The 15,851-nt window shown below is 45.6% G+C and carries 11 protein-coding genes; 5 read left to right on the forward strand and 6 right to left on the reverse strand.

Annotation, left to right across the window (positions count from 1 at the left end; genetic code table 11):
* Window positions 1–33 precede the first annotated feature (33 nt).
* Both VIM87_RS09945 and VIM87_RS09950 read right to left on the reverse strand, forming a co-directional pair.
* Window positions 34–2,160 carry a carboxy terminal-processing peptidase gene (locus VIM87_RS09945; protein ID WP_331996847.1) on the reverse strand — a complete coding sequence of 709 codons (2,127 nt, stop codon included), beginning with the start codon at window positions 2,158–2,160 and terminating at the stop codon, window positions 34–36.
* Window positions 2,161–2,244: 84 nt separating this feature from the next.
* A complete protein-coding gene (locus tag VIM87_RS09950) occupies window positions 2,245–3,474 on the reverse strand; it encodes a PQQ-dependent sugar dehydrogenase (RefSeq protein WP_331996848.1) in 1,230 nt (409 codons plus the stop codon).
* A 211-nt stretch (window positions 3,475–3,685) separates the two neighbouring features.
* Between VIM87_RS09950 and VIM87_RS09955 the strand changes: the two genes are divergently transcribed.
* On the forward strand, window positions 3,686–4,942 hold the full coding sequence (locus tag VIM87_RS09955; RefSeq protein WP_331996849.1) for an MFS transporter: 1,257 nt from the start codon (window positions 3,686–3,688) through the stop codon (window positions 4,940–4,942).
* A gap of 124 nt (window positions 4,943–5,066) precedes the next feature.
* On the opposite strand, the gene VIM87_RS09960 is transcribed toward VIM87_RS09955, so the two are convergent.
* Window positions 5,067–5,558 carry a YkgJ family cysteine cluster protein gene (locus tag VIM87_RS09960; protein ID WP_089913704.1) on the reverse strand — a complete coding sequence of 164 codons (492 nt, stop codon included), beginning with the start codon at window positions 5,556–5,558 and terminating at the stop codon, window positions 5,067–5,069.
* Between the two features lie 443 nt (window positions 5,559–6,001).
* Between VIM87_RS09960 and gcvP the strand changes: the two genes are divergently transcribed.
* Both gcvP and VIM87_RS09970 read left to right on the forward strand, forming a co-directional pair.
* The gene (gene gcvP / locus VIM87_RS09965) at window positions 6,002–8,866 is read left to right on the forward strand and encodes an aminomethyl-transferring glycine dehydrogenase (protein ID WP_414649616.1); all 2,865 of its coding nucleotides are present in this window, start codon (window positions 6,002–6,004) and stop codon (window positions 8,864–8,866) included.
* A gap of 212 nt (window positions 8,867–9,078) precedes the next feature.
* Window positions 9,079–9,594, forward strand: coding sequence for a hypothetical protein (locus tag VIM87_RS09970; RefSeq protein WP_331996851.1), 516 nt, complete (start codon window positions 9,079–9,081; stop codon window positions 9,592–9,594).
* A 73-nt stretch (window positions 9,595–9,667) separates the two neighbouring features.
* Here the strand turns inward: VIM87_RS09970 and wecB are convergent, their stop codons facing one another.
* Genes wecB through VIM87_RS09985 form a run of 3 tightly spaced genes read right to left on the reverse strand, consistent with a single transcriptional unit; the run spans window position 9,668 to window position 12,463 of the window.
* Window positions 9,668–10,783 (reverse strand): non-hydrolyzing UDP-N-acetylglucosamine 2-epimerase, encoded by a 1,116-nt coding sequence (gene wecB, locus VIM87_RS09975; RefSeq protein WP_331996852.1) that lies wholly within the window; start codon window positions 10,781–10,783, stop codon window positions 9,668–9,670.
* Window positions 10,784–10,799: 16 nt separating this feature from the next.
* Window positions 10,800–11,687, reverse strand: coding sequence for a glycosyltransferase (locus VIM87_RS09980; RefSeq protein WP_331996853.1), 888 nt, complete (start codon window positions 11,685–11,687; stop codon window positions 10,800–10,802).
* Window positions 11,688–11,716: 29 nt separating this feature from the next.
* Window positions 11,717–12,463 carry a galactosyltransferase-related protein gene (locus VIM87_RS09985; protein ID WP_331996854.1) on the reverse strand — a complete coding sequence of 249 codons (747 nt, stop codon included), beginning with the start codon at window positions 12,461–12,463 and terminating at the stop codon, window positions 11,717–11,719.
* Between the two features lie 751 nt (window positions 12,464–13,214).
* Here VIM87_RS09985 and VIM87_RS09990 point away from each other — a divergent pair.
* A complete protein-coding gene (locus tag VIM87_RS09990; protein WP_331996855.1) occupies window positions 13,215–13,886 on the forward strand; it encodes a response regulator transcription factor in 672 nt (223 codons plus the stop codon).
* A 154-nt stretch (window positions 13,887–14,040) separates the two neighbouring features.
* Window positions 14,041–15,822: an HAD-IIIC family phosphatase gene (locus VIM87_RS09995; RefSeq protein WP_331996856.1), complete on the forward strand. Its 1,782-nt coding sequence runs from the start codon at window positions 14,041–14,043 to the stop codon at window positions 15,820–15,822.
* The last annotated feature ends 29 nt before the right edge of the window (window positions 15,823–15,851 follow it).

The following is a 15,851-nucleotide window of genomic DNA, read 5'->3' on the forward strand; positions in this document are numbered from 1 at the left end:
CAGCGTTAAGCGTTATGCATTTTGCGTTAAGCGTTAGTTGCTTTCCTGTTTTCCTTTCATTTTAGGATAAGACATTACGATCAGGTCATTCATCACATTCACCGCCTCATCCAGGTAAGGATCTTTTGCACGGAACTTTAACCAATCCTTGTTACGGGCCACTTTGCCGGTATCGTTACCCAGCTTGTCGAGGTCTGTTTTCAGGCTGGCAATATTCAGCTCCTTCACCTTATCATTCACAGAATCGTATTTCTTCAACGCTGCGGTATTGTTCTTTTGCTCGGTCTTATACGTTTGTATATTCAGCGGGTAAGATTCCTGTTTGTCTATGTTCTTAATGGCGCTGATATTCTCCGTCATAGTCTTAAACGCTTCGCTGCTGCTTACCCTTAAGGCGCTTTTCTTTTTCAGCGCTTCTACATTCACAGGATCGTACCAGGGGGTGAAGTTAGCTTTGGGTATTTCGTCCCAGGCCAGCGCATCTTCATCTTTCTTCTCTCCTACTTCAGAGTATGGATCGGGTAACACAATGTCAGAGCTCACACCTCTTAACTGGGTAGATCCGCCGTTTGCACGGTAAAACTTCTGTACGGTAAGCTTCAAGGCACCCAGTGCGCCAATTTCAGGCTTGCTGGGGAAAAAGTCGTCCAGGTTATACATGCGCTGCACGGTGCCTTTACCAAAGGTTGATCCGCTGCCTATGATCACTGCACGTTTATAATCCTGCATGGCAGCTGCCATAATTTCGGAGGCAGAGGCGCTGTATTCGTTCACCATAATAGCCAGCGGGCCATCATACTGTACACTCTTATCACGATCGGGCAGTACAACCTTATCGCCACCGCGGGAGCGTACCTGTACTATAGGGCCATCCGGAACAAACAGGCCGGCCATCTGTACCACATCCTGCAGGGAACCGCCGCCATTATAGCGCAGATCCAGGATAATGCCTTCTACATTTTCTGCTTTCAGCTTCTGTACTTCCTTGGCTACATCTACTGCGGAGCGTGCGCCGTTCCTGTCCTGGAAGTCAGCGTAAAATTCCGGTAAGTAAATGTATCCTATTTTATGCTGGCCATTGATAATGGCCGATTTTGCAAAGGTGTCGTCCAGCACGATCTCATCCCGCACAATGGCGATATCTTTTACGGTACCATCGGTACTTTTTACAGTCAGCTTAACGGTAGATCCTTTAGCTCCGCGGATGATCTTTACTGCATCTTCTACGGTATAACCGGTAATATCCACCGGTTCCTTATCGCCCTGCGCTACTTTCAGGATCACATCATTTGCTTTCAGCTGGCCTTGTTTCCAGCTGGGGCTGCCGGTTACCACAGATGCGATCTTGATCTTATCATCTTCTTCCCGCAGCTGCGCGCCAATGCCAAAGAACTTGCCGGCCATCTGCTCTTCAAAATACCTTTTCTCGGCAGGCGGCATAAAGTCCGTGTGCGGATCCATGGTAGTGGTAATGGCATTTACATACAGGCTAAAGCGGTCGTTATCATCCTGCTTGTTCTTCAGGCGGTCAAAATAACGGTCGTACAGCTGTTTTACCTTGGCCCGGGCTTCTGCTTCCAGCTCAGCGTCGGTTTTAGGTTTGGCGTTAGTTTTATCTTTTGCCTGCATTTCCTGCAGATCGGTTAATTTTTCCAGGGTGCGGTATTTCAGCACTTTGCGCCATGCTTCTTTGCGGGCTGCTTCATCGGCCGGGTAATCTATTTTGTCGGGGTCCAGCACTACCTTTTCATCTTTGGTAAAATCAAAAGGCTGCGACAGAATGGCCGGGTATAACAAAGCGGCTTCGCTTACCCGTTGTTTAATGATGGCATTTACGCTGTTAAAGCAATCCAGCGGGGCGCCCTGCAGCTCGTCATCAATGTGGGTTGATAAAGTGCTCAGTTTCTGTATATCGCTTTTCAGGAGGAACTTCTTTTCACTGTCCAGATCTTTCAAATACTTGGTAAATACCTCTTTAGAAAATGCATCGTCCAGTGTTTTGGGCTGGTAATGGCCCTCTTTTAATATTTGCCCTACCAGGTTCATGATAATCTCATAGCGTCCGGGAGGATCGTCTGTTTTGCCTAACTTATTGAAAGCCAGTACGCCGCCGGAGATGACTATTAGCAACACCGGGATAATCACTTTCATTCTTCTCATATGGAACAATTGAACTTTATCAAATTTAAACTAAAATTGGCTCCCGTAAGAGCGGGTTAGCGTTGGTTTAACAAAACATTACCGCTAAAATCCTACCAATTTATACACGGATCCTTTAAAACCTTCACTTGTTGAAGAACTGCAAAGCATATATAGCTCACCTGCTTCATCTTCGCCCCAACTTAATATTTGTAAGCCTTCGGCAGGGCGCCCTTCCAGCTCCAGGTCGGCCCGCTCCCATTTACTGCCATTTTGTACCAATACCCAGGATTTACCGTTATAATCGCCAAATACATAGCTGCCTTTCAGGTCCGGCAGGGCTTTTCCCCGGTACACATATCCGCCTGTAACACTAATCCCCAGGTCGTGGCTATATTCATCAATAGGGTCTATGGGCTTGTGCTTAAGGGCTGCCCCATAAACATTTTCGGGAAAATCGTCCGGCGTATTGAAGCTGTGCAAACCTTCCCTGATACGCCAGCCGTAGTTACCGCCTTTGGTGATAATATCCACCTCCTCGTACTTATTTTGTCCAACATCACCCGCAAACAGCCGTTTGGTAGGCTTGTCAAAGGATATACGCCAGGGATTGCGCAGGCCAAAGGCCCATATTTCAGGCCGTGCCTTTGATTCGCCTACAAAGGGATTATCTTTTGGCACATTGTACGGATTACCGTTAACGTCTATACGTAAAATTTTACCCAGCAAAGTATTCAGGTTCTGGCCATTGCCAATGGCGCCGTGTTTATCGCCACCACCGCCTCCATCGCCCAGGGCTATGTATAAATAACCATCGGGGCCAAATACCAGGTCGCCGCCATTGTGGTTGGATTCCGGCTGCTCTATTTCCATTACTACCCGCTTGCTGGCCGGGTCAGCTACATTCGGGTTGCTGGCAGATACCGTAAATTCTGAGATACGGCTTTTATGATTGCTGCCGGCCGTATTGGAAGGCACGCTGTAATACACATAAAACTTTTTGTTTTGCTTAAACCGCGGGTGAAAGGCAATGCCCAGCAATCCACGTTCATCATAACCGGGGTTGATCTTTACCATTTCACTGCTTACATCCAGGAAAGGCTGTGCGGCAACTTGCCCGTTCTGTATTAACCATACTTTCCCTTCTTTCTGGCAAATGAATAAACGTCCGCTGCCATCACCTGGTACGCCCAATGCCACGGGGGAAATAAACTTGTTGGTTACCAGTTGCAAACGGGCTTTACGTGCGGGAGGTTCTTTCAATAAAGGGGCTGCCTGGCAGGCAATGGAAAATGCCAGCACAGGCACGGCCATCAATAAACGAAATGCATTCATAAAGGGAGGTTCTTTACTATAAAAATAATCATCTTAAAGTGATAGCTGCTACCGTTCAACAAGTATTAATTTCCGTTCAGGTTATTCCCGTCCGGATATAAAACGGCTACGCTGCAGCCCGCTGCTGTAGCGCATTTCCATAATTCGCTCTTAACTTTTCAACAATTATTTTAAATTTGTATCACCTTATCACTCAATAAAACGCATTAGCTTGGACACGGCAACTCCTGCAAAGAATGATCCCTATGCCTCCCTTCGCATACGGGAATTTAACTTTTACCTCGTTATCCGTTTTGCAATTGTATTTGCCCTTAGCATGCAGTTCACCATTATTGAATGGAAGGTGTATGCCCTTTCTCATGATCCGTTCACATTAGGCTTAATAGGTTTGGCAGAGGTGATACCCGCCGTGCTGCTGGCGCCTTTTGCCGGCCATATGGTGGATAAGCGGGAAAAAAGAGGCATGCTGCTGGCCTGTATCATCTCTTACATTGTGATAGGCACCGGTTTGTTCCTGCTTACCTGGGACCGTGCTGTGCAGGGCTTCTCTACCCAATTGGTGCTGAACCTTATTTATGCGCTGGTGTTCCTGGGTGGCATTGTGCGGGCCTTTACCAGCCCTTCCAACTTTTCCATGCTGGCGTTACTGGTACCGCGTTCATTATACGCCAATGCCTCTACGTGGAGCAGCAGCGCCTGGCAAATAGGCGGCATGACAGGGCCTGCGCTGGGCGGGCTTTTCATACACCTGTTTGGCGTGCACTGGTCTATGCTGGTGGTTGTGGCTTTTTTTGTACTGTCTATGTTTTGCCTGTTGCAGATAAAGCCCAAACCCATTTACTATAAATCACAGGGCGAAGGTTTTATAGAAGGCCTTACCAAAGGCATCCGCTTTGTCTGGAATACCAAAGTAGTGCTGAATGCCATGGCACTTGATATGTTTGCCGTATTATTTGGCGGCGCTACCGCTATGCTGCCTGCTTTTGCTACAGATGTGCTGCATGTGGGCTCCCTGGAATTTGGCTTTTTACGGGCCGCAGTGGCTGTAGGATCGCTGGTTACTATGTTCATACTGGCTTACCGGCCCCTGGTGAATAAGCCGGGTATTAAGCTGCTGGCGGCAGTTTTCGGCTTTGGGTTGTGTATTATTATTTTTGGCTTGTCCACCAGCTTTTACCTGTCGTTCTTTGCCCTGCTGATAAGCGGTATGCTGGATGGCATCAGCGTGATCATCCGTCAAACTATTTTACAGCTGAAAACGCCGGATGATATGCGCGGCCGCGTGGCTTCTGTAAGCTCTATGTTTGTAGGATCATCCAATGAGCTGGGCGCTTTTGAAAGCGGGTTTATGGCGCGGGCAATGGGATTGGTGCCCTCTGTGGTGTTTGGCGGATGTGTAACCCTGGGTGTGGTGATCACTACTTACATTATTTCACCGGCTATGCGTAAGCTGGATCTGAAGGCGTAAGCAGTTGGGCAGTTTGTCATTTTCCCATGTCTTTCTCATGAGTTTCTCGTGTCTTTCCCTACTAGATCCCATGTTTTTCCCTAGTCCATCCCTAGTGAAGTTCATGTCAGCCCCTCCTGCTCTCTTACTTCATGATCGTTTTTAACCTTTCCAATACATAATATACTGCCGGGCAAATGGTGCTGTTCAGGAAAGTGGTATTAGGCCGTTTAAAGAAATCATAACTATCTGTATAGGGATAATTCTCACAATCACCGGGGCGTACATCGTAAATGCCGCAATAGTTATCTGCCCCTAGGAAAGGGCAGGGCGTTCTTTTCACTACATAATCGCCATCCTCATCCAGGCGCAGGTAGGTTTCAATGAATACAGATTCTTTCAGGCCCAGGTGTTTGGAAATGCGTTTAATATCCGGCGTTTTAAACCGGGGGCTGATGGTTTTACAGCAACCGGCGCACTGCAGGCAGTCAATATGGCTAAAAGCTTCCTCATGCAGCTCGGGCAACAGCTTTTCCACGCCCTTGCCTCTTTTGGTTTGCAGCTTTTGCAGGAATTGCTTGTTAGCCTTCTGCTTTTCTTTTGCCTTCAGCTCCCAGTTCTCTAGTAAGTGGTTCATTTGAGCGCAAAGGTAAGGAAAGTCCATGGTCGATGGTCCATAGTCCATTGCATAGATCGTGGGGGGGGGAGTTCGGGGAATGGAGGAAAGTCGATGGTTCATGGTCGATGGTCCATTGCATAGAGCGGAGGAACAGCCCTTCGGTGAATGGAGGTATGCACACCTGCCTGATCACCGCATTCACTTGCAGTACCTTCATATTGGAGTAAGCTATGGACTATGGACCATCGACCATGGACTAACCACCGCATTCACTTGCACTATCTTCGCACCGGAGCAGGCTATGGACTATGGACCATCGACCATGGACAATACTATGACAATCCAACAGCTTCCAGCCACTCATTTATCACCACAGTTTCCACAACCCTGCCGCCCGTTTGGCAGTTGCTTAAAATCGTTATAGCTTTGCACATTCTATTCAAACTACCTGCTTTTACATCATGAATCTTTTTGATATTCAACAGAATGAGTTCGTGTCCCGTCACATCGGGCCAAATGAATCTGAAACCAACCAGATGCTGGACACCATCGGCGTTCCCTCCCTGGAAGCTTTGGTGGATAAAACCGTACCCGGCAACATCCGCATGCAGCAGCCGCTGGCTATTCCGGCTTCCATGAGTGAAAGCGACTACCTGCGCCACCTGAAAGAGGTTTCCCTGAAGAACAAAGTGTTCCGTAACTATATTGGCCAGGGTTATTACGATACTATTACCCCCAGCGTAATATTGCGTAACATTTTTGAGAACCCGGGATGGTATACCCAGTATACCCCTTACCAGGCAGAAATTTCACAGGGCCGTTTGGAAAGCCTGCTGAACTTCCAGACCATGGTGAGCGACCTTACCGGCCTGCCTATTGCCAATGCCTCCCTGCTGGATGAGGCTACCGCTGCCGCAGAAGCTATGACCATGTTCTTCAACGCGCTGAACCGCGATCATGATCACCTGACCCGTCCTAAATTTTTTGTAGATAACAACGTATTCCCGCAAACCAAAGATGTAGTGCTTACCCGCGCTACCCCATTGGATATTGAAGTGGTGTACGGCGATTATAAAACCGCCCAGCCGGATGCTACTTACTTTGGCGCCCTGCTGCAATACCCCAATGATATGGGTGCTGTAGAAGATTACCGCGCCTTTATTGAAAAGGTACATGCTGCCGGCGCTTATGTAGCCATGGCTACCGACCTGCTGGCGCTTACCCTGCTTACCCCTCCGGGTGAGCTGGGTGCGGATGCTGCCCTGGGATCGGCCCAGCGTTTTGGCGTACCCTTAGGCTTTGGCGGCCCGCATGCTGCTTTTTTTGCGGTGAAGGATGATTTTAAACGCGCTATCCCCGGCCGTATCATTGGCGTAAGTATCGACGCCCAGGGCAACCGCGCACTGCGCATGGCCCTGCAAACCCGCGAGCAGCACATTAAACGCGAAAAAGCTACTTCCAATATCTGTACCGCCCAGGCATTGCTGGCCAATATGGCCGCCATGTATGCAGTGTTCCATGGCCCGCAGGGCCTGGAGCGCATTGCTACCCGCGTAGCGCTGCTGGCCAATACCATTGCAGAAAAGCTGCAGGCCAAAGGCATAACCGTACAGCACAAACAATTCTTTGATACCCTGGTAGTAAAAGCACCTGCTGAAACCATCAGACCCAAAGCAGAACAGGCAGGCATTAACTTCCGCTACTTTGGCGCCGATACGATTGGTATTGCGCTGGATGAAACCACTACCATCCAGGATGTGAACGATATTCTGCAGCTATTTGATGCCGGCCAGGTAACCGCCAAGACCATTACCGCAAAAGCGGCGGCTATACCGGCTTCCCTGGCACGTACCTCTCCTTACCTGCTGCACCCCGTGTTTAACACGCACCACAGCGAAACAGAGATGATGCGTTACATCAAAATGCTGGAGAACAAAGATCTTTCTCTGAACACCTCCATGATATCCCTGGGTTCCTGCACCATGAAGCTGAACGCAGCTACGGAAATGATACCGCTTAGCTGGGCGCACTGGAGCAAGATCCATCCTTTTGCACCGAAGGATCAAACCGGCGGTTATAAACAGATCACAGATGAGCTGAGCGAATACCTTTGCCAGATCACCGGTTTTGATGCCTGCAGCCTGCAGCCTAACAGCGGCGCACAGGGCGAGTATGCCGGTTTGCTGGTGATACGCGCTTACCACGAAAGCCGTAATGAAGGTCATCGTAACATTATGCTTATTCCCATCTCTGCACACGGTACCAACCCCGCATCTGCAGTAATGGCGGGCTTTAAGGTAGTAGTAGTAAAAGCATTGGAAAATGGATATATAGATGTAGATGATCTGAAAGCCAAAGCACAGGCGCATGCAAATGACCTGGCAGGTATCATGATCACCTACCCATCTACCTACGGTGTGTATGAAGAAAGTGTAAAAGACATTTGCAGCACCATTCACGAATACGGTGGACAGGTATATATGGACGGCGCCAACATGAATGCACAGGTAGGCTTAACTGCGCCGGGCTTAATTGGCGCAGATGTATGCCACCTGAACCTGCATAAAACCTTCGCCATTCCGCATGGCGGTGGTGGTCCCGGTATGGGGCCCATTTGCGTAGGCGAGCACCTGGCAGCTTTCCTGCCCGGCCACGTATCGCTGAATAAAGGCACCGCACAGGCAGTATCTGCAGCCCCTTACGGCTCAGCAAGCATTTTGCTCATCTCTTATGCCTACATCCGTTTGCTGGGCACAGCAGGCGTAAAACAGGCATCTGAATACGCCATCCTCAATGCCAACTACATGAAGGCAAGGCTGGAAAAAGCATACGACATCCTGTATAACGGTAAGAACGGCACCTGTGCGCACGAGTTTATTGTGGACCTGCGTCCCTTTAAAACCAGCGCCGGTATTGAAGCGGAAGATGTGGCCAAACGCCTGATGGACTATGGTTTCCACGCCCCTACCCTGAGCTTCCCTGTAGCCGGTACTATTATGATAGAGCCTACAGAAAGTGAAGATAAAGCTGAGCTGGACCGCTTCTGCGATGCCATGCTGGCCATCCGCGAAGAGATCCGTGCAGTAGAAGAAGGCAAAGCAGATAAACAAAACAACATACTGAAAAATGCACCGCATACGCAGTTTGTAATTACTGCCGATGAATGGTCATTTGCGTATAGCCGCCAGCAGGCCGCTTATCCGCTGGAATATGTGAAGGCTAACAAATTCTGGCCTTCCATTAGCCGTGTAAATAACACCTATGGCGACCGTAACCTCATTTGCACCTGCGAGCCGGTGAGCGCTTACGCAGAAGCAGAAGCCTAGTTCAATTACGAATGATAGAATTATGATTGCCGCGGTCCCGGATCGCGGCAATCTTTTTTATGCCTGTAAGTACCTCATAACTAATCATAAGAGGCACAATCCCTCCCTAACCCCCACCAGATCAATATCCGGTAGTTATAGATTATATATATTAAATTTCAACAATTAATCGTTATTGATTATATTAGTAACAGAAAAACCTTATTTTATCTATGCAGGATTTCTCTTTTATGACCACAGAAGAGCATTTTCTACTACAGGATGCCCTCAAAAAGAACAAAAAACAGGTAACTAAATTCGTACTGATTGGCCTTGGTTTAATGATTGTAGCCGCTGTAGTACCACAAGTTTATCTTTACACGCACAGCACAGCCCAGGAAGCGGATCAATCCCTGTTTTCTTACACCAATGGCTGGTTCTGGCTTTGGATGTTATCTTTTATTGTAGTACTGGTATTTGCTTTGATCAAGGTAACAGAGGTGCGTTATTTCACTATTAAACGCGATCTGATGGCTTTACAGAAAGGTACCATGCAGGCGCCGCTGGAAGCCGTGTACCATGAGAACGACGACACACAAACCAACTTCATGGTAATGCTGCCCAATTCAAAAAGAAAAAGGCTGTTCTACTGGACCCGCGGCGCTTTGAGCGATTACCGCGCAGGCAATGAGGTGGAGATCAGCTATGCCCGTTATTCAAGGGTGATACTGGCGATCAATAAAGTTTAGAAAAAACAAAAGGGTGAAAAGTAAAGCATAACCTGGCTTTACTTTTCACCCTTTATTAACGTGTAAAAGACACTTATACTATTTCCGATAATATTTCCATGATCTGCCGGGCACTGGTTCCATTCCCATAAGGATTTATTGCGTTCACCATTTGCTGGTATACAATATCATCTTCCAACAGGGTGCTTACGGCCTGCTCTATTTTCTCACGGCTGGTGCCTACTAATGTGGCTGTGCCGGCTGCAATACCTTCTGTTCTTTCTGTTACATCCCGCATTACCAGCACTGGTTTTTTTAAGGCAGGCCCCTCTTCCTGCAAGCCGCCGGAATCAGTAAGCACCAGGTAGCAATGCTGCATCAGCCATAACAGGTACGGATACTCGAGCGGCGCTATCAGGTGAATATTCTCATGGTTTTCCAGTATGCGCCTTACCGGCTCCTGTACCTGTGGGTTTAAGTGTACGGGGTAAACAATTTCAACAGAAGACGCATATTTTTCCGCCAGTGTTTTAACGGCCATACACATCTCTTCCAAAGGTTTCCCAAAGCTTTCGCGCCGGTGGCCGGTAATAAGAATGATCTTTTTACGCAGGTCCAGGAAATTAAAGAATGCCGAATACTGGTCTTTGCCTTTCATTTGTTCCAGCGTTAGCAGCACAGCATCTATTACCGTGTTGCCCGTTACATACACATGCTCCGTGATATGCTCTTTCAGCAGATTGTTGCGGGCATTGGAAGTAGGCGCAAAATGAAAATCGGCTATAATGCCGGCCATTTTACGGTTAACTTCTTCAGGGAAGGTAGAATACTTATTGCCGCTCCGCAAGCCTGCCTCTATATGTGCTATTTTGATCTTTTTATAAAATGCAGCTAATGCGCCCGTAAAAGCAGAGGTGGTATCCCCGTGGATCATCACCAGGTCTGGCTGCTCCTTTTCAAGCAGGGCAGCCATCTTTACAAGCCCGTCGGCCGTTATGTCAAACAAGGTTTGATTAGGTTTCATTAAAGCCAGATTTTCATGCGGCTTTACTTCAAAAAAGGTAAGTACCTGGTCCAACATTTCTTTATGCTGTCCGGTAACGCATACCCTTAGCTCCCATAAATGTGGATGCTTTTCACATTCCTTTATCAACGGGATCATTTTAATTGCTTCGGGGCGTGTTCCAAATAAAAAGAGTATTTTCTTCATGGTCGTTGATAACAGGTTAATAAATTGCCTGCGATTGTAAGATCATTGCATTAATGTCTACTGATTCATCTGTTATTAATTGCTTATAATTTTCCAGAAAGATCTTTGTTTCAGCTGTTTGGAATTTCTGGTGGAAAATTGTGCAATTCCTATATCCCTGTTCTATTTTCTGTTCCATATTCTTTTCATGCGGAAAATGAATAGATGCTGCTTTCCGGCAAAGGTGTATTTTCACGCCTCTTTGCCAAAGCCGTATTCCTACATCATTATCCTCACATCCCCATCTTCCGTCATATCGTTCATCAAAGCACCCTATATTAATGAGGTTCCTGCGGCTTACTGATACGTTACAGGTCCAGAATAAGATCCAGGGGGCTGGGAGTGTATCTATCCTATCGTTATAGCGCTTGTAATATCTTTCCCTGATATCAAGACCAATCCCTGCTGATCTTAAATTTTCAATTGTCTGAGCAGGATTTGCGGGGATTATTGTTTCCTGTATAGATGTATTGCCGGATTGATCGAACCCATACACATAACCAATGGCAGCCACCTGCGATCCCAGCTCACTATGTATAGCTATATGCGCATTTACACAATCCTCGCTAAGAATTACGCCTGCATCTACAAAAAAGCAGATGGCCCCTTCTGCATTCATTATTCCCAGGTTCCTGGCCGAAGCCGGCCGGTAGCCTTTATCTTCCTGGTACACATATTTTATGTTCAGTTGTCCCTTATAGCTTTCTACTACTTCTTTAGTATTATCAGACGATCCATCGTCTGCAACGATCACTTCAAAAATATTTTTGGGCGTATGCTGGATCAGGAGGGAATCAAGCGTATAGGTTAATAACTGGCTGCGGTTATACGTGGGTACGATAACAGAAATGGGGTATTTATCCATAACGTTTATAAATTAATTGCGGATGATTATTATTGACCTTCTTTTATCATTATTTCGCGCAGTGCCCTTTTTTCATAATACAGGGAATCGTTTTTCCTGGTGAGCGCCAGATCATTCCATCCTGCTGCCTCTTCATGTTTCAGATGAAGATAGATAAGGTCCGGACACCTGACGAGGTGCCTTGTTCCTCCCAGGTATCTTTCAATAACGTCTTTATCCTCTGCCCCCCAGCCTTCAAACCTTTCATCCCAGGCGCCTGCTTTTATCAGCCGCTCCCTGTTAAAAAGCGGAATAACTCCATACCGGTGCCCTTCTACCAGCTGCTCCCGTAAAAAGCTTTCACAACATTCCTCCTTTACACAAATAGCCGCCTGCAGTCTTTCCCGCTCAATTTCCTCCACATTTATATATTCCTTTCCACAGTTCAGCCGGTAGCCTGATACCAGTAGGATATCAGATTCTTCAGCCAGCAGCAAATGTTTTTTAAATGAGAGATCAATGGGTACCAGGTCAACATCGTATGAGCTTACCAGTTTTCCAACACTGTAACCCAGGCCAATATTTAATAGCCTTGCTTTGTTAAAATTTCCATCTTCCTGTACATGAACATACTTTATGTTCTTTCCAGGATCCTTTACCAGTGAAGGTTTGGGGCTGGATTCAATTAGCACCAGTTCAATACCAGGGTTTATGTGAACAGTTTTCGTGAACCAATCCAGCAGGCATTTTAAATGCAAAGGGCGGTTCCGGTAAGCTACCAGTAATGATAATGTCATATGTGTAGGATTAGGTTTTGTATCGTCTGTCAATTGGGGAAAGATCTTGTGAGCACCGTTATTTTTTAGCAACGTATGCCTGCTGCCGGATATCCGGTGATGAAGTCATTATCTATTATTTTTTTAAGGGAAAGATACCAGAGAAGATAAAACAGGAATAAGGACCGCTTAATAATAAGCCCGGGCAAAGCTTGCGCTTATGTGAGTAACAGGGCTGCTATCATCACACTATAAATTGCGGTAAATCATTTTCGTTCTGATCAAGGTCACACCTAACAAAATAATTTAAAAAATCAGAAACCGGATATAGCAGTTTTTCGAAATTTTACTTCGGGTTTTACTAAAAGTATTCAGAATTAGCTAATCATTCCCCTGCGGCCTTTTTATTTTCTTCCGAAGAGCTGGTTACAAACAGCTGCCCGGCCAATAACATTATAAAACATTACAATATCAATCTTTCTGTCGCAGGTGCTGCTCTTTTTTATTAGGGAAATATTTTGTATGTTTAAAAAGCTTTCGGCTTAAATGTTCTTTCTGTATTGGATGACAACTGATATAAAACTTATGCTTACTCATATGAAATCTAAAATCATTTTGGCGCCACCCTGGACACAATTATTCATTCACCCAATTTACATTTAGAAAAAGTACCACCTCAAAATAACGCATTAATTTACGCGTTAGACCCATTAACCCTTCAAATCACCATTCCACCTTTTCCAACGTGTGAGAACCCTTTCAATATTATTTTATGATAGAAGAAGCAATCAAATTAGCTATCATTGATGAATTCACCTTATTTAGAAAAATGTTAAAAGGCTACCTTTCAGAACAAGAGAACATTAACATAACTACACATACCTCCGACCCTTTTGAACTATTGAACAGGCTTAAACACTTTCCTGCCGACATTCTGTTATCCGACATTCTCATTGCCAATGTTAACATCATTGATGTATTAAAAACAATACAAACCCGGCATCCGGAGATCAGGATCATAATATTATCCACCTGCACAGACCCAAAGGTGATCAGCAACCTTTTGGATCTTGGCATTCATGGCTATATTTCTAAATCAGACGAACCGGAAGAGCTGGTCCAGGCCATCATGACAGTGGCCAACAACAGGATCTACCGCAATAAGCTGTTTACGGAGGCATTATATTACAACAAGCAGTATAATATAAAGCCGGGCATAAACGGCTTCTCTGCTTCCCTGAATGAGCGGGAGAAAAAGGTGCTGCAGTTATTATGGGAGGAAAAAAGTAACCGGGAAATAGCCGACCAGCTCTTTCTAAGTGTACGGTCCATTGAGAAAATACGGCAGGACATGAAAGACAAGCTGGGCCTTAAATCTACGGTAGGATTACTAAAATACGGAATTACGAACAGAATAATAGAACCTGCAAATTTGACGGCATAGCCGGTATAGTTTTGTAGCCGCTTTAGTAAAACCCGCAACAAGATTAGTACTACTACGATTCTTTTGCCCCTTTTTAGAAATTAACTTGTTACTGGCAATATCCCATATTGCCTGCGTTAACCACACAGGCGCCATATCATTTAAATCAAAAGCTATGTTCCAGCTAAAATGGGCCAACAAAGATCTATGGTCCTCCGACAGTATTTCCGCAATTGAGCCATCTAAGATTGATAAAAGGAATATTACCCGGGTGCTGAAAATGGATTGGGAAGAACATTGCGTGGAATGTGCAATTCCGGAATGCTACCATAACTGCCCGCTCTATGAACAACGTAAGGACGGAGCCTGTGCCAGGTTTGTATATGGGATAATACCCAACCCGAAGTTCAGCGGCCATTATAATTTTGGCGCCGATGTTACTTTCAGAAGGTGGGGCAAGATAGAAGCCTCTTTACAGGATGCTTATCCTGTAAGAACGATCTCCCTTTTTAATACAATGATCAATTACAGCCTGCCCAAAAAGATCATGAAATGGTTAGGAGGGAAAGAGAAGGTTGTTCATACGGATGCAACCGGCCTTTTCGATGAATTTGTAATAGAATGTTACTCTGTTAACGAAGAACCTTATAAATTAATTTGCGAGTATTTTACCGAAAACAACCGGGTAAGGAATACCAAATACAGGAACGTTCTTAATATTCACAAAGGTTTTAATCACTTTAACATTCCGTTCCATCTTTTAAATGTGGCTGCCCTGGAAGGGTATATTTATTTGTATCCTGAAAACAGTGATATAGAAAAACGCCTGATCTTCACATGGCTTGATCTTGTTAAATACAAGCGGCCACCGGTACCGGTAAAAGAAACCCCGCAAAAAGCAAACACCACAAAAGTAAAATGCGTTGCATGGGACCTGGATAATACATTCTGGAACGGAACTTTCATAGAGCAGGAAACAGTAGCCGTAAAAGAGGAAGCAATTAACCTGGTAAAAAAGCTGGATGAAAGAGGAATAATACAAACGATTATAAGCAAGAACGATTTTGACCCCTGCTGGGAAAAGCTCAAAAACCTGGAGATGGACAAATACTTTCTGGTGCCTGCCATAAACTGGGATCAGAAAAGCAAGAACCTTAGCAAAATTGTTGAAAAGCTGAATATTGGGCTCGATACCATTGCCGTTATAGATGACTCGCCATTTGAAAGATCAGAAATAGTGAATGCTTTACCACAAGTGAGGGTTTATTCTGAAAAAGAGATCGATAATATTCTCAGCTACGAAGAATTTAATGTGTTGATAAGTGAAGAGAGTAAAGACAGAAGGAATAAATACCAGCGGGAAGCGCAGCGTATTGAAACCCAGGAAAAATTTGCCGGTTCCTATGAAGATTTCCTCATTAGCTGCAACATGGTGGTGGAAGCCTTTGTGCCTGGCACAGACCAGGAAATTGAAAGATGTTTTGAGCTGATCCAACGCAGCAACCAGCTAAACCTGTCCACCATCCGGTATTCCAGACCCGGGTTCAGCTCATTGCTTGCGGATAAGCAGGTGCTTTCTATTGGCATTCGTTGTGAAGATAAATTCGGCGATTATGGGTTAATAGGATTTTCCAGCATCAATGTCTCCAATAATATTCCTGTAATGGAAAATCTTGTGCTGTCATGCAGAATAGCACAGAAAAGGGTTGAGCATACTTATATGAAATCTATTACAGCGCTTCTTCATAATAATGGGTATAAAGAGCTTCGCGTAAAACTAACCCTCACTGCCAAGAACGGGCCTTTGTGCAAAGTTTTTTCCGAACTTCCTTTTACCGTTAAAGAAGAGGGGCAGGATAGTAAGCTGCTAAGCATTCAAACAGATGCGTTAATGAATACCCATCATATCATGAAATTTACGCTCAAAGATTCCGTTCACAATTTTAAATTCCGGTAAAGCATGTTTTCCGATCAGCAGTATACAGG

The sequence above is a fragment of the Chitinophaga sp. genome (assembly GCF_036569125.1).
Lineage (GTDB): Bacteria > Bacteroidota > Bacteroidia > Chitinophagales > Chitinophagaceae > Chitinophaga.

Coding starts and splice junctions, on each gene's coding strand:
- wecB (WP_331996852.1), bottom strand. CDS start 10,783: ATGAAGAAAATACTCTTTTTATTTGGAACACGCCCCGAAGCAATTAAA.
- VIM87_RS09945 (WP_331996847.1), bottom strand. CDS start 2,160: ATGAGAAGAATGAAAGTGATTATCCCGGTGTTGCTAATAGTCATCTCC.
- VIM87_RS09985 (WP_331996854.1), bottom strand. CDS start 12,463: ATGACATTATCATTACTGGTAGCTTACCGGAACCGCCCTTTGCATTTA.
- VIM87_RS09980 (WP_331996853.1), bottom strand. CDS start 11,687: ATGGATAAATACCCCATTTCTGTTATCGTACCCACGTATAACCGCAGC.
- VIM87_RS09970 (WP_331996851.1), top strand. CDS start 9,079: ATGCAGGATTTCTCTTTTATGACCACAGAAGAGCATTTTCTACTACAG.
- VIM87_RS09995 (WP_331996856.1), top strand. CDS start 14,041: ATGTTCCAGCTAAAATGGGCCAACAAAGATCTATGGTCCTCCGACAGT.
- VIM87_RS09990 (WP_331996855.1), top strand. CDS start 13,215: ATGATAGAAGAAGCAATCAAATTAGCTATCATTGATGAATTCACCTTA.
- VIM87_RS09960 (WP_089913704.1), bottom strand. CDS start 5,558: ATGAACCACTTACTAGAGAACTGGGAGCTGAAGGCAAAAGAAAAGCAG.
- VIM87_RS09950 (WP_331996848.1), bottom strand. CDS start 3,474: ATGAATGCATTTCGTTTATTGATGGCCGTGCCTGTGCTGGCATTTTCC.
- gcvP (WP_414649616.1), top strand. CDS start 6,002: ATGAATCTTTTTGATATTCAACAGAATGAGTTCGTGTCCCGTCACATC.